This is a genomic window from Phaeobacter sp. JH20_02, from assembly GCF_048056915.1.
In the GTDB taxonomy this organism is placed as follows: domain Bacteria; phylum Pseudomonadota; class Alphaproteobacteria; order Rhodobacterales; family Rhodobacteraceae; genus Phaeobacter; species Phaeobacter bryozoorum.
The window spans coordinates 811,519-833,711 of record NZ_JAYMVP010000022.1 but is presented as its reverse complement, the minus strand read 5'-3'; the positions used below and the strand labels follow the sequence as shown (position 1 = coordinate 833,711).

Annotated in this window: 23 protein-coding genes; 6 read left to right on the top strand and 17 right to left on the bottom strand. The window is 60.4% G+C overall.

Annotated features, from left to right (window positions below; translation table 11 throughout):
- Positions 1 to 23: 23 nt before the first annotated feature.
- The 7 genes from VWY34_RS10765 to VWY34_RS10735 form a co-directional block, all read right to left on the bottom strand.
- Positions 24 to 242, bottom strand: coding sequence for a DUF6500 family protein (locus VWY34_RS10765; RefSeq protein ID WP_416542393.1), 219 nt, complete (start codon positions 240 to 242; stop codon positions 24 to 26).
- A gap of 137 nt (positions 243 to 379) precedes the next feature.
- The gene (locus tag VWY34_RS10760; RefSeq protein WP_416536154.1) at positions 380 to 1,366 is read right to left on the bottom strand and encodes an ABC transporter substrate-binding protein; all 987 of its coding nucleotides are present in this window, start codon (positions 1,364 to 1,366) and stop codon (positions 380 to 382) included.
- 117 nt (positions 1,367 to 1,483) lie between these two features.
- Positions 1,484 to 2,329, bottom strand: coding sequence for an ABC transporter permease (locus tag VWY34_RS10755; RefSeq protein WP_340545344.1), 846 nt, complete (start codon positions 2,327 to 2,329; stop codon positions 1,484 to 1,486).
- Positions 2,330 to 2,414: 85 nt separating this feature from the next.
- Positions 2,415 to 3,332, bottom strand: coding sequence for an ABC transporter permease (locus tag VWY34_RS10750; protein WP_416544254.1), 918 nt, complete (start codon positions 3,330 to 3,332; stop codon positions 2,415 to 2,417).
- 105 nt (positions 3,333 to 3,437) lie between these two features.
- On the bottom strand, positions 3,438 to 4,277 hold the full coding sequence (locus VWY34_RS10745; protein ID WP_340545342.1) for an ABC transporter ATP-binding protein: 840 nt from the start codon (positions 4,275 to 4,277) through the stop codon (positions 3,438 to 3,440).
- Between the two features lie 60 nt (positions 4,278 to 4,337).
- Positions 4,338 to 5,792, bottom strand: coding sequence for a dihydropyrimidinase (gene hydA, locus VWY34_RS10740; protein ID WP_416540294.1), 1,455 nt, complete (start codon positions 5,790 to 5,792; stop codon positions 4,338 to 4,340).
- 196 nt (positions 5,793 to 5,988) lie between these two features.
- Complete coding sequence (locus VWY34_RS10735; protein ID WP_416544253.1) at positions 5,989 to 7,239, bottom strand: Zn-dependent hydrolase; 1,251 nt, start codon at positions 7,237 to 7,239, stop codon at positions 5,989 to 5,991.
- Positions 7,240 to 7,479: 240 nt separating this feature from the next.
- Here VWY34_RS10735 and VWY34_RS10730 point away from each other — a divergent pair, with 240 nt between their 5' ends.
- On the top strand, positions 7,480 to 8,106 hold the full coding sequence (locus VWY34_RS10730) for a TetR family transcriptional regulator C-terminal domain-containing protein (protein ID WP_416540787.1): 627 nt from the start codon (positions 7,480 to 7,482) through the stop codon (positions 8,104 to 8,106).
- Positions 8,107 to 8,221: 115 nt separating this feature from the next.
- On the opposite strand, the gene preA is transcribed toward VWY34_RS10730, so the two are convergent.
- The 4 genes from preA to VWY34_RS10710 all read right to left on the bottom strand — a co-directional run bounded on the left by preA (position 8,222) and on the right by VWY34_RS10710 (position 12,079).
- Complete coding sequence (preA, locus tag VWY34_RS10725; RefSeq protein WP_340545339.1) at positions 8,222 to 9,526, bottom strand: NAD-dependent dihydropyrimidine dehydrogenase subunit PreA; 1,305 nt, start codon at positions 9,524 to 9,526, stop codon at positions 8,222 to 8,224.
- A 53-nt stretch (positions 9,527 to 9,579) separates the two neighbouring features.
- On the bottom strand, positions 9,580 to 10,914 hold the full coding sequence (locus tag VWY34_RS10720; protein WP_416542396.1) for an NAD(P)-dependent oxidoreductase: 1,335 nt from the start codon (positions 10,912 to 10,914) through the stop codon (positions 9,580 to 9,582).
- 315 nt (positions 10,915 to 11,229) lie between these two features.
- Entirely contained in the window at positions 11,230 to 11,625 is a 396-nt protein-coding gene (locus tag VWY34_RS10715) for a RidA family protein (protein ID WP_340545337.1), read from the bottom strand.
- A 190-nt stretch (positions 11,626 to 11,815) separates the two neighbouring features.
- A complete protein-coding gene (locus VWY34_RS10710; protein ID WP_014874404.1) occupies positions 11,816 to 12,079 on the bottom strand; it encodes a DUF2312 domain-containing protein in 264 nt (87 codons plus the stop codon).
- A 233-nt stretch (positions 12,080 to 12,312) separates the two neighbouring features.
- Here VWY34_RS10710 and VWY34_RS10705 point away from each other — a divergent pair, with 233 nt between their 5' ends.
- On the top strand, positions 12,313 to 12,531 hold the full coding sequence (locus VWY34_RS10705; RefSeq protein WP_340545336.1) for a hypothetical protein: 219 nt from the start codon (positions 12,313 to 12,315) through the stop codon (positions 12,529 to 12,531).
- Positions 12,532 to 12,648: 117 nt separating this feature from the next.
- Here VWY34_RS10705 and VWY34_RS10700 read toward each other — a convergent pair whose 3' ends face one another.
- Positions 12,649 to 12,879 carry a hypothetical protein gene (locus VWY34_RS10700; RefSeq protein WP_340545335.1) on the bottom strand — a complete coding sequence of 77 codons (231 nt, stop codon included), beginning with the start codon at positions 12,877 to 12,879 and terminating at the stop codon, positions 12,649 to 12,651.
- Positions 12,880 to 13,222: 343 nt separating this feature from the next.
- On the opposite strand from VWY34_RS10700, the gene VWY34_RS10695 reads away from it, so the two are divergent.
- The 4 genes from VWY34_RS10695 (at position 13,223) to VWY34_RS10680 (ending at position 15,468) form a co-directional block, all read left to right on the top strand.
- Entirely contained in the window at positions 13,223 to 14,086 is an 864-nt protein-coding gene (locus VWY34_RS10695; RefSeq protein WP_416536162.1) for an MBL fold metallo-hydrolase, read from the top strand.
- Between the two features lie 61 nt (positions 14,087 to 14,147).
- A complete protein-coding gene (locus VWY34_RS10690) occupies positions 14,148 to 14,576 on the top strand; it encodes a YeeE/YedE family protein (protein ID WP_416540299.1) in 429 nt (142 codons plus the stop codon).
- On the top strand, positions 14,576 to 15,007 hold the full coding sequence (locus VWY34_RS10685; RefSeq protein WP_416544252.1) for a DUF6691 family protein: 432 nt from the start codon (positions 14,576 to 14,578) through the stop codon (positions 15,005 to 15,007). The genes VWY34_RS10690 and VWY34_RS10685 overlap by 1 nt, the downstream gene beginning before the upstream one ends.
- Positions 15,008 to 15,018: 11 nt before the next feature.
- Positions 15,019 to 15,468: a TIGR01244 family sulfur transferase gene (locus VWY34_RS10680; RefSeq protein WP_416536168.1), complete on the top strand. Its 450-nt coding sequence runs from the start codon at positions 15,019 to 15,021 to the stop codon at positions 15,466 to 15,468.
- A 201-nt stretch (positions 15,469 to 15,669) separates the two neighbouring features.
- Here VWY34_RS10680 and VWY34_RS10675 read toward each other — a convergent pair whose 3' ends face one another.
- From VWY34_RS10675 to VWY34_RS10655, 5 genes are all read right to left on the bottom strand, one after another.
- Positions 15,670 to 17,040, bottom strand: coding sequence for a FliM/FliN family flagellar motor C-terminal domain-containing protein (locus VWY34_RS10675; RefSeq protein WP_416544251.1), 1,371 nt, complete (start codon positions 17,038 to 17,040; stop codon positions 15,670 to 15,672).
- 81 nt (positions 17,041 to 17,121) lie between these two features.
- Positions 17,122 to 19,800, bottom strand: coding sequence for an ATP-binding protein (locus tag VWY34_RS10670; protein WP_340545329.1), 2,679 nt, complete (start codon positions 19,798 to 19,800; stop codon positions 17,122 to 17,124).
- Complete coding sequence (locus tag VWY34_RS10665) at positions 19,800 to 20,135, bottom strand: hypothetical protein (protein WP_416536172.1); 336 nt, start codon at positions 20,133 to 20,135, stop codon at positions 19,800 to 19,802. Before VWY34_RS10665 ends, VWY34_RS10670 begins: the two co-directional genes overlap by 1 nt.
- A complete protein-coding gene (locus tag VWY34_RS10660) occupies positions 20,132 to 20,578 on the bottom strand; it encodes a response regulator transcription factor (RefSeq protein WP_416544250.1) in 447 nt (148 codons plus the stop codon). The genes VWY34_RS10665 and VWY34_RS10660 overlap by 4 nt, the downstream gene beginning before the upstream one ends.
- A 99-nt stretch (positions 20,579 to 20,677) precedes the next feature.
- A complete protein-coding gene (locus VWY34_RS10655) occupies positions 20,678 to 21,991 on the bottom strand; it encodes a short-chain fatty acyl-CoA regulator family protein (protein WP_416544249.1) in 1,314 nt (437 codons plus the stop codon).
- Positions 21,992 to 22,193 lie beyond the last annotated feature (202 nt).

Here is a 22,193-nt window from a genome sequence, read left to right as displayed (position 1 = left end):
GCGGCGCAACAACGACGGCAGGGTCACAGACCTGTCTCCACCATCTGGCGAATCTTTACTGCCTTTTCAAAATGGTCCAGCTCATGATGCTTGATCCACCATTCTGCCGCCTCCATCAGCGCCTCGGGATCGTCATTCCGATTGGCAAAAAACGCATAGAAGGAAAGGCCAACGCCATCCCCCTTTTTCGCGATCTTGTCGTTGCAGACGGCGATGATCTTTGCCCTCAAACTGTCTCTCATAAGATGCTTCCGCCCCCACCGCTGGCCTGCCGAGACAGGCGAGGATCACAGCGCCCCATAGCGCGCCTGTGCGCGATACAATAGAAAAGCCCCCGCCCGCAGAACAGCGGACAGGGGCCAGATCACTGCACTGAAACTCAGTTCAGCGCGGCATCGGTGATGACATGGGTCCAGGCGCCTTCCGGCTCCTTGGTGATCACCGGACTTGAGCCGCCATCCAGCAGCGTCTTCACCGTGCGCTGGTAATCAGCCTCGCTCAATGCGCCGTTGCTGCCAGCTGTCAGCTTGGCGACTTCCGACATCATCCGCTTCTGATGCTCTTCGGTCTGCGCGCCCGAGGCATCATTGTCCAGGACGATCTCTGCTGCGGCGTCCGGGTTCTCCTCAGCCCATTTCCAGCCCTTCATGGAGGCCCGGACAAAACGCTGCATCTTGTCGACAAAGGCCGGATCAGAAAGCTTGTCTTCGAGAACGTAAAGACCATCCTCAAGCGTTGCCACGCCCTGATCCTCATATTTGAAGGTAATCAACTCATCCGGCGACACGCCGGCATCAATCACCTGCCAATACTCATTGTAGGTCATGGTCGAAATGCAGTCGGCCTGACGCTGCAGCAGCGGATCGACATTGAAGCCCTGTTTCAGAACCTCGACGCCCTTCTCACCCTTGCCCTCGGTGGAAATCCCGAGCTGGCTCATCCAGCTCATGAAGGGGAATTCATTGCCAAAGAACCATACCCCCAGCGTACGATTTGCCAGATCTTCAGGCGCTGCGATGCCAGTGTCCTTCCAACATGTCAGCATCATGCCCGAGCTTTTGTAGGGTTGCGCGATATTGACCAGTGGCAAGCCCTTTTCACGCGCCGCAAGCGCGGCCGGCATCCACTCGACCGTGACATCAGCACCGCCGCCTGCAATCACCTGCGTCGGCGCAATATCGGGACCGCCGGGCAGAATGGTCACATCGAGATTCTCGGCCTCGTAGAACCCCTGATCCAGCGCGACATAATAGCCCGCGAACTGGGCCTGCGTGACCCATTTCAGTTGCAGCTTCACCTCATCGGCAGCCTGCGCAACCGATGCCGTTCCCAGCGCCAATGCGGCGGCGGTCAGCAGTGTTTTCATCTGTCTTCTCCCTGTTGTTATGTCTGTTGTTCTTTGCGAATTCTGCGCGAATTTCCCTGTGTCTCCAAAGGTTTTTTCCAGTTTTTACGGGGCCGGGCAACGACGGCCCGCCCCCGCCTATCCCCGTTGCGACGGGTGCCAGAAAGTAAGCGTTTTCTCAACCAAAGCCATCATGCCGTAGAATGCCGACCCCGCCAATGCAGCCACCAGGATTTCGGCCCAGACCATGTCCAGCGCCAGCTGTCCGACCGAGGTCGAGATCCGAAATCCCATCCCCACCGTCGGTGAACCAAAGAACTCCGCCACAATGGCCCCCACCAGGGCCAGCGTTGTCGAAATCTTCAGACCATTGAAGATGAAGGGCAGCGCCGCAGGCAGGCGCAGTTTGAAGAACCCCTGCCAGTAGCTCGCCGCATAAGTCTGCATGAGATCGCGTTGCATGGCCGAGGTTTCCCGCAGCCCGGCCACGGTGTTCACCAGAACCGGGAAAAACACCATCACCACCACAACGGCCGCTTTTGACTGCCAGTCAAAGCCGAACCACATCACCAGAATCGGTGCGGTGCCGACAATCGGCAGCGCGGCCACAAAATTGCCAACCGGGAGCAATCCCCGCCGGAGGAAGTCACTGCGGTCCACCGCAATGGCCATCAAAAGCGCCGCAACGCAGCCGATGATATACCCAGACAGCGCCCCTTTGAGAATGGTCTGCTGAAAATCCTGCCAGAGAATGGGCAGGCTGGTCGCAAACCGCTCCGCAATGACCGAAGGCGCAGGCAGGATCACCAGCGAAACCGCAAGCCCCCGCACCAGAAGCTCCCAAACGACAAGAAGCGTCACGCCAAAAATTGCCGGGACAAGCAGCTTCACACCACGGGTATGGGCGCGTGGACCATTGGCCAGACGGCTGTTCAGCCACCAGCCTCCACACCAGACCAGCAGCGCAATCGCAACCATCGTCATGATCTGATCCCCTTGTTCTTCTGGCCGAAAATATCCCGGGTGAGCCGCGCAGCGGCGAGGGCAGAGCCCTTGGCCCAAACATCAATCATACGGTCACCCCCATCCGTTTCAGCACCAGCCGTTCGATCAGTCCCAAGAATGCAACCAACGCGGCGGCCAAGATCGCAGCCGCAAAGAGCGCCGACCAGATCTGTACGGTCTGCCCATAGTAGCTCCCCGCCAGAAGCCGCGCGCCTAGGCCCGCAACGGCGCCCGTTGGTAACTCCCCGACGATGGCCCCGACCAGCGATGCGGCAATGCCGATCTTGAGGGAGGCAAAAAGATAGGGAATCGAGGCAGGCAACCGCAACTTCCAGAACCCCTGCCCGACACTCGCATTGTAGGTCTTCAGCAGGTCAAGCTGCATCTGGTCCGGGCTACGCAAGCCTTTCACCATACCCACAACAACCGGGAAAAAACTCAGATAGGCCGAGATCACCGCCTTTGGCAGGATTCCCTGTACCCCGATGGAATAAAGAACCACGATGATCATCGGTGCCAGTGCAATAATCGGGATGGTTTGGCTGACGATGGCCCATGGCATCACCGACATATCCATCACCCGGCTGTGTACGATTCCAACCGCCAGAAGAATGCCCAGCCCGGTGCCGATCAAAAAGCCGAGAAGCGTCGCCGACAGCGTCACCTGACCGTGATAGATCAGACTGCGCTTTGAGGTGATCCTCTTCTCAACCGTGGTCTCCCAAAGCTCCACCGCCACCTGATGAGGAGCCGGCAGTCGGGGCCGGTCCTGCGACCAAACCTGTGTCACCACAGCGGGGTTGCCTGCAACCAGCCCAAACGCCGCCATATCTCGCCGCTCACGCGCGGTGGCCGGTGTCACCTCGGCACCCGCGCGTTCCGCAGCGTCCAGAACTCCCTTGATGTTCATCGGCACACAGGCCGCGTACCAGATCGCGGTTATTGCGGCGAGAACACTTAATATAGCAAGTGCGGTTTTCATGATCCTGCCCCTCCGGACCCAGCGCTCCGCGACCCCCTGTTTCTTCCACGAAAATGTCCCGGAAAATTGGAATCTTCCGGTGCCCCGCCCCGCAAACAGACCACATCAGTCATCGGCATGCCCCGCTCGCAGACCGTCACGAACACGATGCGCAATCTCGATGAACTCCGGGCTGTCGCGAATATCCAGCGGTCGGTCCTTTGGCAGCGGGCTGTCAATCACGTCATGGATCCGCCCGGGTCGCGGCGACATGACCACAATCTTGGTCGACAGATAGACCGCCTCCGGGATCGAGTGGGTGACAAAGCCGATGGTCTTGTTGGTGCGCGCCCAAAGCTTCAAGAGCTGCTCATTCAGGTGGTCGCGCACAATCTCGTCCAGCGCCCCAAAGGGTTCATCCATCAGGAGGATATCCGCATCAAAGGCGAGCGCCCGCGCGATCGAGGCCCGCTGCTGCATACCGCCCGACAGCTGCCAGGGGTATTTGCCGCCAAACCCGGTGAGTTCCACCAGGTCCAGAACCCGTTCGACCCGCTTGTCCTGCTCCGCCCTTGAGTAGCCCATGATCTCCAGCGGCAGCTTGATGTTCTTGGCGATGGTTCGCCACGGATAGAGCCCGGCCGCCTGGAACACATAGCCATAGGCCCGCTTGCGCCGCGCTTCATCGGGGGTCATGCCATTGACGCTGAGACTGCCACCGGTGGGCTGTTCCAGCGCCGCGATGCAGCGCAGGAAAGTTGTCTTGCCGCAGCCGGACGGACCGATAAAAGAGACAAAGTCGCCGCGGTTGATCTCCAGGCTGACATTCTTCAGCGCGTGCACCGGCCCGTCATTGGTCTGAAACGTCAGATCGAGCGCCTTCGCCTCGATGACGGGGCCAAGCGGGTTGATGTCGGAAGCGGCGGCCTGGGAGTTGAGCGCCTGGGTGGTCGTTTCCATGTTCATTTCTTCGCCTTGATTACACACAGGAAAACGGGCCGCCATAGCTGGCAGCCCGTCCCTGGATTACACACCTGTTGCCGGAATTCCCGACCGCTCCACCGGGCGCGGCGCCGTCAGCTCCTTCCAGGTCGACAGCGCCTTGTTCACAGTGGCATTGGCCTCGCGGGCGACGAACTTGCCATGGCCCTCCTGACAGCGGATCTCTCCGTCATGCACTGCCACATGGCCACGGGTCAGGGTAAAGCGCGGCAATCCCTTCACCTCATGTCCCTCGAACACGTTATAGTCGATCGCCGACTGCTGGCTGGCCGCGGAAATCGTCTTGCGCTTCTCCGGATCCCAGACCACCAGGTCGGCATCGGCGCCAACCAGAACCGCGCCCTTTTTCGGATAGCAATTCAGGATCTTGGCAATATTGGTCGAGGTGACGGCCACAAACTCGTTCGGGGTCAGTCGGCCGGTTTCGACGCCGTGGGTCCATAGCATCGGCATCCGGTCTTCCAACCCGCCGGTACCATTGGGAATCTTGGTGAAATCGCCAACGCCATAGCGTTTCTGCTCGGTGGTAAAGGCACAGTGGTCCGTCGCCACCACCGACAATGAGCCCGACTGCAAGCCGTTCCAGAGCGAGTCCTGATGCTGCTTGTTGCGGAACGGCGGCGACATCACCCGGCGCGCGGCGTGGTCCCAGTCCGTGTTGAAATACTCGCTCTCATCGAGCGTCAGATGCTGGATCAGCGGCTCGCCCCAGACGCGCTTGCCCTGCATGCGGGCCCGGCGAATGGCCTCGTGGCTGTCCTCGCAGGAGGTATGGACCACATAGAGCGGCACGCCAGCCATGTCGGCAATCATGATGGCGCGGTTGGTGGCCTCGCCCTCTACCTGCGGCGGGCGGGAATAGGCGTGCGCCTCTGGGCCGGTGTTGCCTTCTGCCAACAGCTTGGCCGACAGCTCCGCCACCACATCGCCGTTTTCAGCATGCACCATGGCTATGCCGCCAAGCTCAGCCAGCCGCTGGAAGGAGGCATAGAGTTCGTCATCATTCACCATCAGCGCGCCCTTATAAGCCATGAAGTGCTTGAACGTGTTGATGCCGCGCTCCTGGATCACGGTCTTGATGTCGTCAAAAACCTGCTCGCCCCACCAGGTCACCGCCATGTGGAAAGAGTAGTCGCAGTTGGCGCGGGTCGATTTATTGTCCCAGCGTTTCAGCGCGTCCAGCAGGCTCTCGCCTGGATTCGGCAGCGCAAAATCCACCACCATGGTGGTGCCCCCCGCCAGCCCGGCCCGGGTACCGCTTTCAAAATCATCCGAGGAATAGGTCCCCATGAAGGGCATTTCGAGATGCGTATGCGGGTCAATCCCCCCCGGCATCACATAACAGCCGGTGGCGTCCAGCTCCTCGTCGCCTTTCAGGTTCGGGCCAATCTCGGTGATTACCCCGTTCTCGATCAGCACATCCGCTTTATAGGTCAGATCGGCCGTCACGACGGTGCCGTTCTTGATGACTCTACTCATGGTAACAACTCCCTGGATTGGGGCGTGTTTCTACGCCTCCGCGTGTTCTTTCAGAACAGGTGCCCTGTTCCTCTGGTTGTTCTTCTGGCCGGAAACATCCCGGGGGAGCGGCCCGGCGGGCCGCGGGGGCAGCGCCCCCTTCACTGCACGCCGCAGATTGCCGCAACCCACACCCCAAACCTTTCCGGGGCGCATCTCACACGACGATCTCTGCAGTTTCCAGCACCGCATGTAGCATGACATCGGTTCCGGCGGCCGCCCAGTCCTTGGAAATATCCTCGGCTTCATTGTGGCTCAGACCGTCCACACAGGGGCACATGATCATCGCCGTCGGCGCCAGATCATTGATCCAACAGGCATCATGTCCTGCACCTGACACGATATCCATATGGCTATAACCGAGCCGCTCGGCCGCCGAGCGCACCGCGCTGACGCAGCCCTCATCAAAGGTGACAGGATCAAAATGGCCGACCGGTTCAATCTCCAGCCCAAGGCCCAGCTCGTCGGCGATCTCCTTCGCCTTCACCTCGTATTTCGACCGCATCGACGTCAGCTTTTCAAGATCGGGCGACCGGAAATCGACGGTGAAGACCACCTTTCCGGGGATCACATTGCGCGAGTTCGGGTAGACGTCACAATGTCCGACTGCCCCGACCGCATGGGGCTGATGCGCCATGGCAATCTGATGCGCCGCCTCCGTCATGCGCGCCATGCCAAGGCCTGCATTGACACGCATGTTCATCGGGGTCGATCCGGTATGGGCGTCCTTGCCCGTGACCGTACATTGCAGCCACCACAGGCCCTGGCCATGGGTCACCACGCCGATATCCTTGTTTTCCGCCTCAAGGATCGGCCCCTGTTCGATGTGCAATTCGAACATCGCGTGCATCTTGCGCGCGCCAACCTCTTCATCGCCCACCCAGCCAATGCGTTTCAGCTCGTCACCAAAGGTCTTTCCCTCGGAATCTTCCCGCGCATAGGCCCAGTCCTGCGTATGCTTGCCTGCAAAAACACCGGAGGCCAGCATCGCCGGAGCGAACCTCGTGCCTTCCTCATTGGTCCAATTGGTAACCACGATCGGATGTTTGGTCTTGATGCCTAGATCATTGAGTGTGCGGATGACTTCCAGCCCGCCCAGCACCCCAAGGACGCCGTCATATTTACCGCCAGTGGGCTGCGTATCCAGATGTGATCCCATATAGACCGGCATCGCATCGGGGTCTGTTCCTTCGCGACGGGCGAACATATTGCCCATCGTGTCCAGCCCCATAGTGCAACCTGCCGCTTCGCACCATGTCTGAAACAGTGCGCGCCCCTCGGCATCTTCATCGGTGAGCGTCTGGCGGTTGTTGCCGCCCGCGACGCCGGGTCCGATTTTTGCCATCTCCATCAGACTGTCCCACAGCCTGTCACCATTGATCTTCAGATTCTGTCCAAGCGACGTCATCTCAGCTTCCTTCCCTGTTGCCCTGCTTTTTTGCAGGGTCCCGCGGCTTTGCGCCTTGTCGGTGGCTTTGAAACGCTGGTCATGATTTGACCAACTGGTCAAACTCAGGCTATCACGGGTGGACATTCAGTCAAGAAATTGCGTCTAACAAGACAAGAAAACTCCGGCGCGCAGAGCCGGTTGAGCGAAATTCAGGCGCGCAGCGGTGTTGCGGCCACCAGCGAGAGCCCAAACAGCCCCATGCCCAAGGATCGCAACCCCACCCGCATTCAGAAAAAGAATCGCGCCACCATTCTGGAGGCCGCATTGGAAGTATTCTCCAACAGCGGATTCCGCGGCGCCACTGTCGACCAGATTGCCCGTGCCGCCGGGTTAAGCAAGCCCAATCTTCTCTACTATTTCCCCTCGAAGGAGGCGATTTTCACGGAACTGCTGTCGGGGCTGCTTGACACCTGGCTGGATCCGCTGCGCGCCATCGACGCCGAGGGTGACCCGCTGGAGGAACTGCTGTCCTATGTACAGCGCAAGTTGCAGATGAGTCGGGATTACCCGCGCGAAAGCCGCCTGTTTGCAAATGAAATTGTCCAGGGCGCCCCACGAATGCTGGAAACCCTGTCCAAGGATCTAAAACCGCTGCTGGAAGAAAAAGCGGATCTGATCGAAGGCTGGATGACAAACGGCAAGCTGAACCCGACCCATCCAAAGCATCTTCTGTTTTCGATCTGGTCGCTGACCCAGCATTATGCGGATTTCGATGTGCAGGTCCGCACATTGATGGGGGATGAGGATCCGTTTGATGCGGCACCAGAGCATCTAGACCGGATGTTCCGCCGGATGCTGACACCTCCCGGTTCCGGCAGGTCCTGATCCTAGCCAAACCCCCGTTCAACAGTGTGATGCGATCAATAGCAAACGGCGCGCCGATCAGGACGCGCCGTTTCCAATTATGTCAGTCGGGCAGCGTGTTAGGCCGCCAGCCCCCCTATTCGGCCGCCGTCACCGACGGATTGTTGGGATGGGTTGTCCAATTTGCATATTCATCGGACACCACTTTGCCCGTGCGTTCGTCGATCTGACCGGCGGGGACCTCCTCCATGGTGATGCAGCCTTCGACCGGGCAGACATTCACGCAAAGATTACAGGCGACGCATTCGTCATCCTTGACGGTAAAGACGCGGTCCTCGCTCATCGCGATGGCCTGATGCGAGGTGTCTTCGCAGGCGGCAAAGCAGCGACCACATTTGATGCAATCATCCTGATTGATCTTGGCCTTGGCGACGTAGTTCAGATCCAGATACTGCCAGTCGGTGACATTGGGCACGGCTTTACCAACAAAATCATCTAGACGGTTGTAGCCTTTGTCATCCATCCACTGGTTCAGGCCCGAGATCATCTCCTTCACCACGTTGAAACCATAGGTCATGGCAGCGGTGCAGACCTGCACGTTGCCTGCACCCATGGTCATGAACTCAGCCGCATCGCGCCAGGTGGTGACGCCGCCAATGGCCGAGATCGGCAGGCCATGAGTCTGCGGGCATCGGGCGATTTCGGCCACCATATTCAGCGCAATCGGCTTCACTGCCGGACCGCAATAGCCGCCATGTGTGCCCTTGTCGCCGATGGTTGGCTCAGGCGCCATGGCATCAAGATCCACCGATACGATCGAATTGATCGTATTGATCAGGCTGACCGCGTCGGCACCGCCCGCTTTGGCCGCCCGCGCTGGGTGGCGAATGTCGGTAATATTCGGTGTCAGCTTCACAATCACCGGCTTGGAGTAGTATTTCTTACACCACTCCGTGACCATCTGGATGTATTCCGGCACCTGCCCCACGGCAGAGCCCATACCACGTTCGGCCATCCCATGCGGGCAGCCAAAGTTCAGCTCGATCCCGTCAGCACCGGTGGCTTCGACACGCGGCAGGATATCCTTCCAGGCCTGCTCCTCGCAGGGCACCATCAACGAAACGATGATGGCGCGATCTGGATAGTCCTTTTTCACGCGGGTGATTTCTTCCAGATTCACCTCAAGCGGGCGGTCGGTGATCAGCTCGATATTGTTGAGCCCCAGAAGGCGGCGGTCCGCCCCCCAGATCGCACCATAGCGCGGACCGTTCACATTGACCACCGGCGGGCCTTCGGAGCCGAGGGTCTTCCAGACCACCCCACCCCAGCCGGCCTCAAAGGCGCGGCGCACGTTGTATTCTTTATCCGTCGGCGGCGCAGAGGCGAGCCAGAACGGGTTCGGAGATTTGATCCCCAGAAAATCTGCTGTCAGATCAGCCATTTGTCTGTTCCTTACACTGGCAACACAGGGCCGGGTCCGGCCCTGCTGCTGGCTTAGCCCATCAGGCTGGCGTGAATATCCATGGCCGCATCGCGACCTTCGGCGACTGCCGTCACTGTCAGATCCTCGCCGCCAGAGGCACAATCACCCCCGGCCCAGACCCCCGCGACCGATGTCCGGCCCTGCGCGTCCACCTTGATCTTGCGCCCATCAAGCGCCAGCGCGTCCGGCTGGCCCTCAAGCGTCTGCCCGATCGCCTTGTAGATCTGGTCAGCTGCGATCCGCACCGTCTCGCCGGTGCCGGTCAGCTGACCGCCTTCGCTGGTGGTATACTCCAGCTCGATTTCCGCACAGGCGCCATTCCCGTGCACAGCCACCGGCTGAACGTTGAACATCAGCTTTACACCCTTGGTGGCCGCAAGGTCCTGCTCGAACCGGCTCGCCCCCATGGCGTCACGGCCGCGGCGGTAGGCGATGGTGACATTCTCGGAACCAAGAAGCTTGGACTGCACAGCCGCGTCAACCGCAGTCATGCCGCCGCCGATCACCACGACATTGCGACCGACCGGCAGGTTTGCCAGATCATCGGCCTGACGCAGCTCGGCGATGAAATCGACTGCATCACGCACACCGTCCTTGTCCTCGCCCGCCGCCCGCAGGGCGTTCACACCGGCAAGACCGATGGACAGAAACACTGCGTCATATTCGGCCTTCAGGGCATCGAGGCTCAGATCGCCACCAAGCTTCTTGCCGTATTCCATGGCAATTCCACCGATCTGCAGAAGCCAATCGACTTCTTTCGCCGCAAAATCATTGGTGGATTTATACGCGGCGATCCCGAATTCATTCAGGCCGCCCGCCTTGGACCTGGCGTCATAAACGACAACATCATGGCCCAACATCGCAAGACGGTGCGCCGCAGAGAGACCCGCCGGACCGGCACCAACCACCGCCACTTTCTTGCCGGTTGTTTCGGCGCGGCTGAAAGGGTGCACGCCCTTTTCCATCAGCGTGTCGGTTGCATAGCGTTGCAGACGGCCAATCTCGACCGGCTTGCCTTCGGCCGCTTCACGAACGCAGGCTTGCTCGCAGAGGGTTTCGGTCGGGCAGACCCGCGCGCACATCCCGCCAAGGATGTTCTGTTCGAGAATAGTCTTCGCCGCCGTTTCCGGGTGGCCTGTCTGGATCTCGCGGATGAACTGCGGGATGTCGATGGAGGTTGGGCAAGCCGTAATACAGGGCGCATCATAGCAGAAATAGCAGCGATCTGCTGCCACCGCCGCCTCATGCGCCTCATATTGCGGATGCAGATCTCCAAAGTTGTCGGCAATTTCTGAGGCGGACAAACGCCCTGCCTGAACGCCGGATGCCTGATGGCTGGTCGCCATTGGGTGTCTCCCTGGATTTGTTTATTATGCAAACCAGAGTGCCACAGTTTGATTTTTTATCAACTGGTAAAATTTTTGAAATGACGTTTTTCTTAGCCTGCCCTGCCGAGCCTCCACTCAAGGCGTTAAAAACAAAAACGAAAACCGCGCCGCCCAGAATATGGGCAGGCGCGGCATCCCTCAATCTACCCGCGCGCTCGGGGGAGTATCGGTGTCAAAAAAGGTCAGGACAACTGATCTAAAACAGCGCCCGCAGCGCTGCCGACAGGACCATTCGCCTGGAGAGATTCAGCGCGCGGCTAAGCGCCAGCCACCTCAGGCAAGCATGGCCGTCGCTTCGATCTCGATCTTGGCACGGTCTTCCACCAGGTCTGCAACAACGACCATTGTCATGGCTGGAAAATGATAACCCATCACCGCACGATAGGCGGCGCCAACCTCCGCCTGATGGGCCAGATACTCCGCCTTGTCGGTGACATACCAGGTCAGCCGGGTGATATCGCTGGCCTGCCCGCCTGCCTGCTGCACCACGGTCAGGATATTCTGAAGCGCCTGGCTCATCTGGCCGATGAAGTCATCGGTTTCAAACACCTGATCCGCAGTCCAGCCAATCTGGCCACCGACAAACAACATCCGCCCCTCGCCGATCATGCCATTCGCATAGCCTTTTGCAGGTTTCCAGCCATCGGGGTGCACGTTGATTGTGGGCATTGGGGACTCCTGCATCGGCGGACGGGGGACAATTATCCGCCAATATCGGTCACCTGAGATGATACTTCAAGCTTAAAATTTACAGACCTAAAGCATAATCGGGATCAAAGGCCCAGAAACAACAAAGCCCCCCGCATTGGCGGAGGGCCGATGTCGTCACCTTGCAGTCACGCGCGGTCTGAGGCCGCCGTTACATGCCAAGCGCTTCTTTATACATTTCAAGAACCGCTTCTTCCTCGGCGATATCGTCCTTGTCCCGCTTGCGCAGGGCGATCACCTTGCGGATCACCTTGGTGTCATAGCCGCGCGCTTTGGCTTCGGCCATGATCTCTTTCTGCTGCTCTGCGAGATCTTTTTTCTCGGCATCCAGACGCTCGAACCGTTCGATAAACTGGCGCAATTCACCAGCGGTCACACGGTAGCTGTCGCTTTTTTCGTCTTCGGTCATATCCATCGTGGGCTCCGTCGGCAAAGGGTAGACATTCGGATCAGCCCTCCAGATACAAGTGCGCACCTCAGTCCGCAAGCAGTGATAGGACAATCCCGCGCAGCGCCCGCCCCAATAGGCAAAATCTGCCACACACCATAACCCACCAGGCCCGCACGGGTTGCCGCGGGCGCAGCAATCCGATAGGCGCTGCCCCTGAAAACGACCGGCGCATTGGCGCGCCGCCATCGGAGAGTGCGATGTACGAGATTCTGGTTTGGGCTGGTGCGGCTGTATCTGTGGCCGGTCTTTTGGGGCTGATGTGGAGCGTTCTGCGCGTGATGCAGGCCAAACGTCAGAAGCTGGACGACGACGCCCTGCGGGCCGTCATCCAAAAGGTCCTGCCCTATAATCTGGGCGCGCTATTCCTGTCGGTTATCGGCCTGATGCTGGTCATGCTGGGGCTCAGCCTGGGCTAAGCCCCGCCTTGCGGTGGCGCCGTTTTTTCCACCGTGTCGGTGACGCACTGCCCCCCCGGGCAGGCCGACCGTGACCATGACAGTCCAGCGGCTGACCGCCGGACACAGCGCCATCTTTCAAACCGGCATATTGTCGAACATATCCTCGGCGGATTCCTCGCTAAGGATCTGCTCCAGTCGCACCATGCGGGTCGGCACACGCCCACCCGCCACACGCAGACGTGCCAATGTCCGGTTAAAATCAGGATGCAGCGCAAGCCGATCCTGGCGATGTGCGGCCAATATCTTGCGTTCGAGCCCTTCGGCCCGCTGTATCAGACTGTCGATCCTGCTATTGTCGTTGGTCATTCCACACTCCTCCCTAGAGCCTGCGCGGCGGGCATCACCCGCGCCGCAACACGGGGGTATGAACCGGGACCGGGGGGCTAAACAACGCCCTTCTGTCCGCTCCCGACACCCCTTGTGTTCTGCACAAGTCATCGCGGTTCACCTCACCACAATCGCCACAGTAGCATAGTATCCGCAGCATGACTTTGAGCGAGATCAACCATAACGAGAAAATGAGCAGGTACAAGCCAGGGCACCGACCCCGCGCCCTGATTTACGGTCGATTTTTCGCAGCCCCGGGCGAATGCCCACTTGAACATATTCATTATTTAATATATGTAAGTGCCACAGCAGGAGGGTCCCCATGAAGCCGATCGTCAAAGCCTTTTTTGATGAACAGACAAATACCGTATCCTATGTGGTGCGGGAGCCGGACGGCAGCGCCTGCGCGCTGATCGATTCCGTGCTGGATTTTGATCATGCCGCAGGGCGCACCGATACCCGGTCCGCTGATGAGATGATTGCCTGGGTCAAGGCCGAAGGGCTGCGGGTGGAATGGATCCTCGAAAGCCACGTTCATGCCGACCACCTGTCGGCAGCGCCCTATCTTCAGGAACAGCTGGGCGGGAAGATTGGCATTGGTGCCAATATCACGCTGGTTCAGGACACTTTCGGCAAGGTGTTCAACGAAGGCACCGAGTTTCAGCGCGACGGCAGCCAATTCGACGCATTGTTCAAACATGGCGATAGTTTTCACATCGGCCAGATGCGCGGCGACGTGCTGCACACACCGGGCCATACCCCGGCCTGCCTCACCTATGTGATTGGCGACGCAGCCTTTGTCGGTGATACGCTGTTCATGCCGGACTTCGGCACCGCCCGCTGCGATTTTCCGGGTGGATCCTCTGAGGCGCTGTTTCAATCCATCCAGAAAATTCTCGCCCTGCCCGATGAGACCCGAATCTTTGTCGGTCACGATTACAAGGCGCCCGGCCGCGACGACTATGCCTGGGAAACCACCGTTGGAGAGCAGAAGGCGCTCAACATCCATATCGGTCAGGGCCGTCCCATCGAGGAATTCGTGGCCATGCGGGATGCCCGTGACGCCACTCTGGCCATGCCCCGGCTGATCCTGCCATCACTGCAGGTCAATATGCGGGCCGGCCGGATGCCAGAACCGGAGGACGACGGCCATGTCTACCTCAAGGTGCCGATCGACAAGCTTTGATCGGGCCTGACACACACTGCGCCGAACTGGGCACAAGCGGCCATAAACAAGGGATATCACGATGAATGCAGATTGGATCTGGGGACTGATTGGCGGTGCGCTGATCGGCTCAGGCGGGGCAGTTTATCTGCTTGGCAACGGCCGTATCATGGGCGCCAGCGGCATCCTTGGAGGGCTGATCGACGGCAGTGGGCGCAATACGTCGGGCGAGCGCATCGCGTTCATCGCCGGTGTCATTCTGGTGCCGCTGGTGATCTGGCTGACCGTGGCCGACGCCCCTGACACCCATCTGACCAGCAACACCGTGGTGATCATCGCAGCGGGCCTGCTGGTTGGTCTTGGCACCCGTATCGCCAATGGCTGCACATCCGGCCATGGCGTCTGCGGCATATCGCGGCTGTCGCTGCGCGGGCTGGTGGCAACTCTCATCTACATTCTTGCAGGCGCCGTGACATTGGCCCTGTTTCGTCATCTCTGGGGGCTAATCTAATGCGGGTACTGCTGTCCTTCGTCGCCGGCGGGCTTTTTGGTCTGGGACTGTTTCTGTCAGGGATGACCGACACGCAAAAGGTCCAGGGCTGGCTTGATATCTTTGGCAACTGGGACCCCACGCTGGCCTTCGTAATGGGCGGCGCGATCCTGCCGATGGCAGTGGCCTGGCAACTGACAGACGGACGCCGCCCACTGGTCGGTGGCTCCTTTCCCAGCCTGCCGCGCCAGGAACTGGACAGGCGCCTGGTGATCGGTTCGGTCCTCTTCGGGATGGGCTGGGGACTTGCCGGTCTCTGCCCCGGACCAGCAATGGCCTCGCTCAGCTATAGTGGGTTTGGAGGCGTCATTTTCCTGGTCTCGATGGGCGCCGGCATGATTGCGGCACCGCCCGTCGTCCAGCGACTGGACCGAACCGCAGCAAGCACGTAAAAGACAGATCCATGGATGCACGCACATTGACCCCCCGCTATTCCGTCTCGCCGCAGATTTCGGTTGAGGACCTGCCACAGCTGGCCGAGGCCGGTTTCACCACGGTGATCTGCAATCGGCCCGATGCCGAGGTACCGCCAAGCCATCAGGCCGAGGCTATCCGCGCCGCCGCTGAGGCGCAGGGGCTTCGGTTTGAGGTGCTTCCCCTGACCCACCAGACCATGACGCCTGAGAATGTTGCACAGCAACAGGCCTTTATTGAGGCTTCCGAAGGTCCGGTTCTGGCCTATTGTGCCTCGGGCACGCGCTGCTCGGTCATCTGGGCCCTTGGGCAAGCGCCGGTGATGCCGGTGGATGAAATCCTCGCCGCAACCGCGCAGGCGGGCTATCAGCTGGACGGGCTCCGGCCGACTCTGATCGCCGTCGCAACCCAATCCGCCCTTGCCGAAGGCGACAGCTGACGTCGTGGCCAAAGCCCGCAACGCCAGATAAGCTTCGCCATATAAACATATGAAAAATAAAGACAGTGCCGATCGTGCACTGTCTTTATTGTTTCTGTCGATAGCGGGTGTTCCACTGAGCTTTCGAAAGGGTCGCATTGCCGCGCACCGTGCGGAGACTGGCAGGACAGCATCAGGCGCGATGGGATTGCGTTATCGCGGTCAGCCGGTACCGCTGTTCAGCCCGGCCAGATCGGAGATTTCCATCGCGGCGGCGTCGGCGTTGAACTCGCCCAGCCCATCTCCGAATCCATCACCCAGACCGTCCCCCATGGGCATCGCGCCAAGGTCCGGCAATTCGCCAAGATCCGGCAGATCACCAGACATCGTATCACCAAGACCGTCGCCAAGCCCATCACCGAGGCCATCGCCCATTGGCATTCCGCCGAAATCGCCGCCAAGGTCGCCTCCCAGATCGCCGCCAAAGTCGGCTCCAAGATCACCGCCCAAATCCCCAAGATCGCCGCCCATATCGCCAAGCCCATCACCTAGCCCACCCATGCCGCCCATCGGGTCTTGCAACCCGTCGGCCGCTATGGAGAGATCCAGCGTCGGAGGTTCATGGTCGAGCGCAGCGGCATCGCCGCCCATATGAGTTGAGAATGAGCCCTGATCGGCCGCACTATCATTCACAAGTTTGGTCCGGGGATCTGTCAGCCGCACGGCGCGGGCGCCATTCATCTGCCCCAGACGTCCCTGCGCAACGGCTTGGCCGCTGATCGAGATCATTTCCGTCTCATAGAGATAGGCCTGATCCAGCGGCAGAAGATCCCCCTCCTCGAGCGAGGAGAATTCATTTGCGGGGATCTTCATCTTGCAGAGGATCGCGCGCAGCTCTGCACGCATTGACCCCATATTGCTGCCCAGTGACGGACCCGCAGCATGGGCCGATTGCCCGGCCTGCCCCAGATCCTCCGGCGTGGGTTCCGGCAGGATCAATGTCAGCCCGCCCTGCATGGCACCGCAGGCCAGATCCAGCGTCAGCTCAATCACCCGGTAATCTTCAGCCTCAAGACCCAGAACGAGGCTGCGCACATCCTCTACCTGCGCGCCGAAACGGTAGCCGGAGAAGATCGCCTCATCCTTTTGCTGGGCCAGCATGGAGACCACCTTGGCAAAGGTGCGCTCAAGAAAATCGGCAACCATGGCCGCGTCTGTCGGGGTATAATTACGTTCGCTCGGCGCCTTGCCCAGAACCTGCCCCATGGTCTGCTGCTGAATGAGGGCGGTCACGGTTGGCGCGTCCAGTGTCGCAGCACCGATACGCCCGTTCGGCCCGTCCAGTACCACCAGCAGATGCTTGTCCGACAGATGCGGTGGCAGATCTTCCGGAACACGGTTGGACTGGCGCGCGGCCAGCACAGCGACCGGCAGATCACACAGATCCGCCGCCGCCCGCGCAATCGAGCGGCGCAACGCCTTCAGGGTCAGGGAGCTGGTAAGCCCGCCTTTGCCTTCTTTGGTGGCGGCCAATTTGCGGGCCAATACGCCGCTGCCACCAGTCGCTGCCGATTCCGATTTCGTTTCAGACATAGGTTGTAAACCTGCCCCTCTCGCACCGCTTTGCCATAGGTCTACCCCAAGAGTGGTTACCAATAACTTTACGATAAACAGTTAAACCGGGTTTTCCCGACGAAGAGGTAAGGAAACCTGAAACGCGCCGCCGACCTCATCCGATAGGTAGGCCACATCACCGCCGAGTCGCTGCATGATCTCGCGACAGATCGCCAAACCAAGACCGGCGCCGCCTGCACGTTCTGGGCTAACTCGCGAGAATTTCTCGAAAATCATGGTCCGAAACTCCGCCGGGATTCCCTGCCCATTGTCGATGAAGTCAATGAACAACCAGTCACCGCTCTGCCGCGCCATGATACGCAGCTGCGGCTCTGCCGCGGTGCAGTATTTGTCGGCATTGGCGATCAGATTGATAAACACCTGTGCCAGCCGGTCCAGATCCGATGACAGCCGCATCTCATCCGTCGCGGCATCACGCTGAACCTTCAACCGCGCGGAACCATCCGCCAGCGCGGTTGCCTCCGCATGATCCAGTACATCGCCGAGCCGCCCGGCGCTGATGTTGAGGCTGACCTGACCGTTTTCCAACACGCTCAGATCCAGCAGATCGTTCAGCAGACGGGTCAGCCGCTGCGCCTCGTCATGGATGATACCAGCATAGCGGCTGTGATCACGGGGTTCGAGGTTCTCAGTGTCGCGCAGGATTTCGGAGAAGGCGCGAATAGAAGTCATCGGCGTACGCAATTCATGGCTCACCTGGCTAAGAAACGCATCCTTCTGCTGCGATAACTGGGTCAGCTTTTCGTTTGTTTCCTGAAGCTTGCGCGCGGTTCTTGACAGCTCTTCAGATTGCGCCTCAAGCCGGTTGGAATACTCGAGGATCTGCGCGGTCTCATCCGCCACAGCCAGCAGATCCTGCACCGACACCGACGATCCCCCCACAATCTGCCCCACCATGGCGTGGGCCGCCGCCGCCCCGATCGAGGCGCTGAGTTCGCGTTCCAGCCGCTCCAGAAACGCAGGCGTCGGCTCCGGCAACGGACCACGCCCTCCCTGCCGCGCCAATTCGCTCTGAAAGAACTGCTGAGCCTCGCCCGCGCCCAGAATACGCTGCGACATGATCATCAGATCCTCGCTTTGCGCAACCGAGCCGGTCCAGCCGCGCGGCCCCGACGAATGATCGAACACATGAACAAACTGCGCGCCCTGTAACCGCTCCAAAGGGCTCGGAAAGGTCAGCAATGATCCGATAAGAAACGCCGCCGTGTTCAAGGCCATCGACCAGAGCACCGCATGGACCGTCGGATCAAGGCCCTCGATCCCAAAGAGCGCATGTGGCCGCAACCAGGATAGGCCCAGCAGCCCCTCGGCCAGCACCCGCGCGGGCAACAGCCCACCGCCAAGCTCCGGCAGCAGCATTGTATAAAGCCAGATCGCAAAGCCGACCGACAGGCCGGCCAGCGCACCGCTGCGCGTGGCGCCGCGCCAGAACAGGCCCCCGACAAGGCTCGGCAGCATCTGGGAGATACCGGTAAAGGAGATCAGACCGATGGCGGCCAGCGCCGCACCGCCGCCCGATAGCGTGTAATAGAAATACCCCAGCGCCATGATGCCTGCGATGGACAGACGTCGCGACAGCAGCACCACATGCCGCACATCCCCCGAGACCGAGGCGCCCACCTCCTGCCAGCGCAGCCAGATCGGCATCACGATATGGTTCGACACCATCGTCGACAGCGCCATTGCAGCCACAATGGCCATGGATGTAGCCGAGGAAAACCCGCCAAGGAAAGACAGCATCGCCAACCCTTGCTGTCCCTGCGCCAGCGGCAGGGTCAGCACGAACAGATCCGGATTCGACCCGGCCGGGAGCAACTCCAGCCCGATGGCCGCAATCGGCACCACGAAGATCGAGATCAACAGCAGATAAAGTGGAAACGCCCAGGCCGCGACCCGCAGGTGGCGTTCATCCTCATTCTCGACCACCATGACCTGAAACATACGCGGCAGGCAGACAAAGGCGGCGGCAGACAGGAATGTAATGGTGGCCCAGCGACCGCCATCGACCTGCCACTGACCTATGCTGGAGGCGTCAATCCGCGCCATCGTCTCGCCCACACCACCCGCCACTCCCCAGACCACAAAAATGCCCACCGCCAGCAGGGAGATCAGTTTTACCACGGCCTCAAGCGCGACGGCGGTGACAACACCATGATGGCGTTCGTTGGCGTTGAGATTGCGCGTACCAAACAGAATGGCAAAGGCCGCAAGCCCCGCCGCCACCCAGAATACCGTCTGCGTTTCATTGACGCTGCGCAGCGGATCAGCCTCGGCAAAGATCGAGAAAGACAGTGTAATCGACTGCAATTGCAGCGAAATATAGGGGGTCGTACCAATCACCGCCAGAATCGTGACGCCAATCGCCAGAAGGTTCGACTTGCCATAGCGCGCAGACAAGAGGTCAGCGATAGAGGTGATCCGCTGGCTGCGACCGACCCGTACCAGCTTGCGCAGCCCCCACCACCAGCCGACCATTACCAGCGTCGGGCCGAGGTATATGGTGATAAACTCCAGTCCCGAACGTGCCGCATAGCCCACGGCGCCATAGAAGGTCCAAGCCGTGCAGTAGATCGACAGCGACAGCGTATAGATCAGCGGAGATCGCATCCATCTGGCGGCGCGACCGTGGCTGGCATGGCGGTCCGCCGCAAAGGCGACGATGAACAGAAGGGCGACATATCCCAGACAGACCAGCGCCAGAACATTGAGTGACGCCATCAGTCTGCGTCCCCGCCCCGGCGCGGCTCGCCACCCTCTGTCCAATGTTCCGCCCAGCGGCGCACCGCCAGTGCAAAGCCGAAGCTGGCCAGGATCAGCCCCGCCCAAACGACCAGGATATAGATCATTGCCCGCGACAGGGGCATACCCGACACCGTGTCGGGGGCCGGATAGGGATCAGGGTCAGGCCACATCAGCGGAACCGCAAACAGCAGCGCACCGAGCACCGGCAAGAATCGTGCGACATCCATCAGGCGACGGCGGCGGTAGGTCTTGCGCTCGACAAACGGCGCCGCGGTTTCACCCTCGCCTTCGGCCCCGTCGCCACGGATCATCCCTGGCGGGCCCGTTCGGCCAGATCGGCAGCGGCGGCAGCCGCCGCATCAGACAGTTTGGCCCGGTTCTGGGCAGCCTGCGCGTGCAGATCCCGCACAGCGGTCAGCACCTCATTGTTGGAAAACGGTTTGGTCATGAACCGCGTAACTCCGGCCTGTTCGGCCATCTCCCGGTCGCGCAGCTGCCCCCTTGCGGTCAGCATCAGCACCGGCAACCCCGGCAATCGCGCGCTCTCGCGCAGCTCGCGGATAATCTCCAGGCCGCTTTTGCCCGGCAACATCAGATCCAGGATCACCAGATCCGGCTTGGCTGCACAGATCACCTCTACCGCATCACTGCCATCGGCATGGCTGTCCACCTGCCAGCCGTCGCGGGTCAGCAGAAACCGGATTGCTTCGGTGATATTCGGCTCGTCTTCGACCAGAACAACATGCCTGCCCATTGTGTGGATAGTCCTCCCCTACGCCCGAACCTTCGCGGGGTCATTGCCCCCAGGCGCCTCCGTCCCTGGCGCAACAGTAGCGCTGCGCTTGCGCCGCTGTCAAAACTCTTCCTTCAGGATCGACGGCTCGCGCCGCGCCACACAGTCGCGGCGCGAACAGATCCGGCAGCTCGCGCCGACCGGCTGAGCGGTCTCGGCCACGTCACGCTTGGGCAGGATCAGCATCACAGCATGATACAACGGATCACTGTCGAAATCCGGTCGCTGATGCGGCCAGGAAACCGCCAGACAATCAAACCCGACTGCATTGCGCCCCTGTTGCACCACATCGCGGCGCACGGGTTCCTGCGGCCGCGACAGCGCCGTGTAAAGCGGCCAGAGCGGACAGGAGGCTCCAAAACGCGGCAGGGCGAACCCGGTCACAGGCTTGCGGAACAGGATCGACCCCGAGGCATCGCAGATCACCAGCCCTGCCTCCTGCCCCAGAACTTCAGGCGGCAAGGCCCCAAGCCGCCGCAGCACCGTCGGCAGGTCACAGTCGAACGCACGCGCCAGGGCGACGGGGGCCACGCCATCGCGGGCAAGCCGCTCGGCCAAATCTGTCAGCGGCATCGCCTCGGCATCGGCGCAATATTGCAGCAGCCCGGCGCGGGCAATGGCGGTTCCGGCGGCGCTGACCAACTCATCGGCCTGCGACAGCAGCGCCGCGATCAGCCCGGGGCGGGCGGCCACATCCGCAACTTCCAGTTCCACGAAGTGGTGCTCATGAGCGGCAAAGAACTGCTCCGCCTCTTCCTGCGGCATCCCCCGCCGTTCGACCGATGTGTTGCTCTCATCAAGAAAATTCACCAGCGCGCGGCTGCTCTCGGCCAGACGCCGGGAATCCTCGTTGAGGTTCTTGTGGAACCGATCCCGCCATTCGGCCTCCAGCTCGCCGGTTTCGGCGAGGATCGAGGCAGTCGACCGGATGGCGGCAGCGGTAGACAGCACCTCATGTAGCGAAGCCGCCAGCTGAGGATCATGTGTCAGCCGGTCCGACAACGTCTGGACCGTCCGTTCCAAGCTGGCAATCCGCAGTCGGCCTTGGGCCAGAACCTCGGCCCAGCCGGGAAAGCGGCCCGCAAATTCGTCTACCCGGTCCAGTTCGGCCACAGGTCGGGTTAGATCAGCCGCCGCCTCCCGCAGGGTCGCCAGCAACGCCACCTCTGCCCCTTCGGTCAGCATGGAGGGTTCAACCGCCAGCACCCGTGCAAGATCCACCAGCAGCTTACCGCCGATTCTGCGGCGATTGTGTTCGATCAGGTTCAAATAGGAGGCCGAGATATCGACCAGCCGGGCCAGCTCCGCCTGACGCAGTCCCAACATCAAGCGCCTCTCCCGGATACGGCTTCCTGTCAACGTGTCACGGCCCATGGCAATGCCCCTCTCAAAAACACGGTGGATCAAGGGTTTTCTGCAACGCAACATAAGTTTCTTTACAAAGAATCCTTAACACCTGTTCATTTCTTTACAGAATAAACCTGCATTTCAAGGGTTTTATTGCGCAATTTTACAAGCCGCGCCCATACTGATTTTGCACGAAAACGTGCGGGCGCCAGCGGAAGTGAGGAGCTGT

Coding starts and splice junctions, on each gene's coding strand:
- VWY34_RS10765 (WP_416542393.1), bottom strand. CDS start 242: ATGAGAGACAGTTTGAGGGCAAAGATCATCGCCGTCTGCAACGACAAG.
- VWY34_RS10760 (WP_416536154.1), bottom strand. CDS start 1,366: ATGAAAACACTGCTGACCGCCGCCGCATTGGCGCTGGGAACGGCATCG.
- VWY34_RS10755 (WP_340545344.1), bottom strand. CDS start 2,329: ATGACGATGGTTGCGATTGCGCTGCTGGTCTGGTGTGGAGGCTGGTGG.
- VWY34_RS10750 (WP_416544254.1), bottom strand. CDS start 3,332: ATGAAAACCGCACTTGCTATATTAAGTGTTCTCGCCGCAATAACCGCG.
- VWY34_RS10745 (WP_340545342.1), bottom strand. CDS start 4,277: ATGAACATGGAAACGACCACCCAGGCGCTCAACTCCCAGGCCGCCGCT.
- hydA (WP_416540294.1), bottom strand. CDS start 5,792: ATGAGTAGAGTCATCAAGAACGGCACCGTCGTGACGGCCGATCTGACC.
- VWY34_RS10735 (WP_416544253.1), bottom strand. CDS start 7,239: ATGACGTCGCTTGGACAGAATCTGAAGATCAATGGTGACAGGCTGTGG.
- VWY34_RS10730 (WP_416540787.1), top strand. CDS start 7,480: ATGCCCAAGGATCGCAACCCCACCCGCATTCAGAAAAAGAATCGCGCC.
- preA (WP_340545339.1), bottom strand. CDS start 9,526: ATGGCTGATCTGACAGCAGATTTTCTGGGGATCAAATCTCCGAACCCG.
- VWY34_RS10720 (WP_416542396.1), bottom strand. CDS start 10,914: ATGGCGACCAGCCATCAGGCATCCGGCGTTCAGGCAGGGCGTTTGTCC.
- VWY34_RS10715 (WP_340545337.1), bottom strand. CDS start 11,625: ATGCCCACAATCAACGTGCACCCCGATGGCTGGAAACCTGCAAAAGGC.
- VWY34_RS10710 (WP_014874404.1), bottom strand. CDS start 12,079: ATGGATATGACCGAAGACGAAAAAAGCGACAGCTACCGTGTGACCGCT.
- VWY34_RS10705 (WP_340545336.1), top strand. CDS start 12,313: ATGTACGAGATTCTGGTTTGGGCTGGTGCGGCTGTATCTGTGGCCGGT.
- VWY34_RS10700 (WP_340545335.1), bottom strand. CDS start 12,879: ATGACCAACGACAATAGCAGGATCGACAGTCTGATACAGCGGGCCGAA.
- VWY34_RS10695 (WP_416536162.1), top strand. CDS start 13,223: ATGAAGCCGATCGTCAAAGCCTTTTTTGATGAACAGACAAATACCGTA.
- VWY34_RS10690 (WP_416540299.1), top strand. CDS start 14,148: ATGAATGCAGATTGGATCTGGGGACTGATTGGCGGTGCGCTGATCGGC.
- VWY34_RS10685 (WP_416544252.1), top strand. CDS start 14,576: ATGCGGGTACTGCTGTCCTTCGTCGCCGGCGGGCTTTTTGGTCTGGGA.
- VWY34_RS10680 (WP_416536168.1), top strand. CDS start 15,019: ATGGATGCACGCACATTGACCCCCCGCTATTCCGTCTCGCCGCAGATT.
- VWY34_RS10675 (WP_416544251.1), bottom strand. CDS start 17,040: ATGTCTGAAACGAAATCGGAATCGGCAGCGACTGGTGGCAGCGGCGTA.
- VWY34_RS10670 (WP_340545329.1), bottom strand. CDS start 19,800: ATGGCGTCACTCAATGTTCTGGCGCTGGTCTGTCTGGGATATGTCGCC.
- VWY34_RS10665 (WP_416536172.1), bottom strand. CDS start 20,135: ATGATCCGTGGCGACGGGGCCGAAGGCGAGGGTGAAACCGCGGCGCCG.
- VWY34_RS10660 (WP_416544250.1), bottom strand. CDS start 20,578: ATGGGCAGGCATGTTGTTCTGGTCGAAGACGAGCCGAATATCACCGAA.
- VWY34_RS10655 (WP_416544249.1), bottom strand. CDS start 21,991: ATGGGCCGTGACACGTTGACAGGAAGCCGTATCCGGGAGAGGCGCTTG.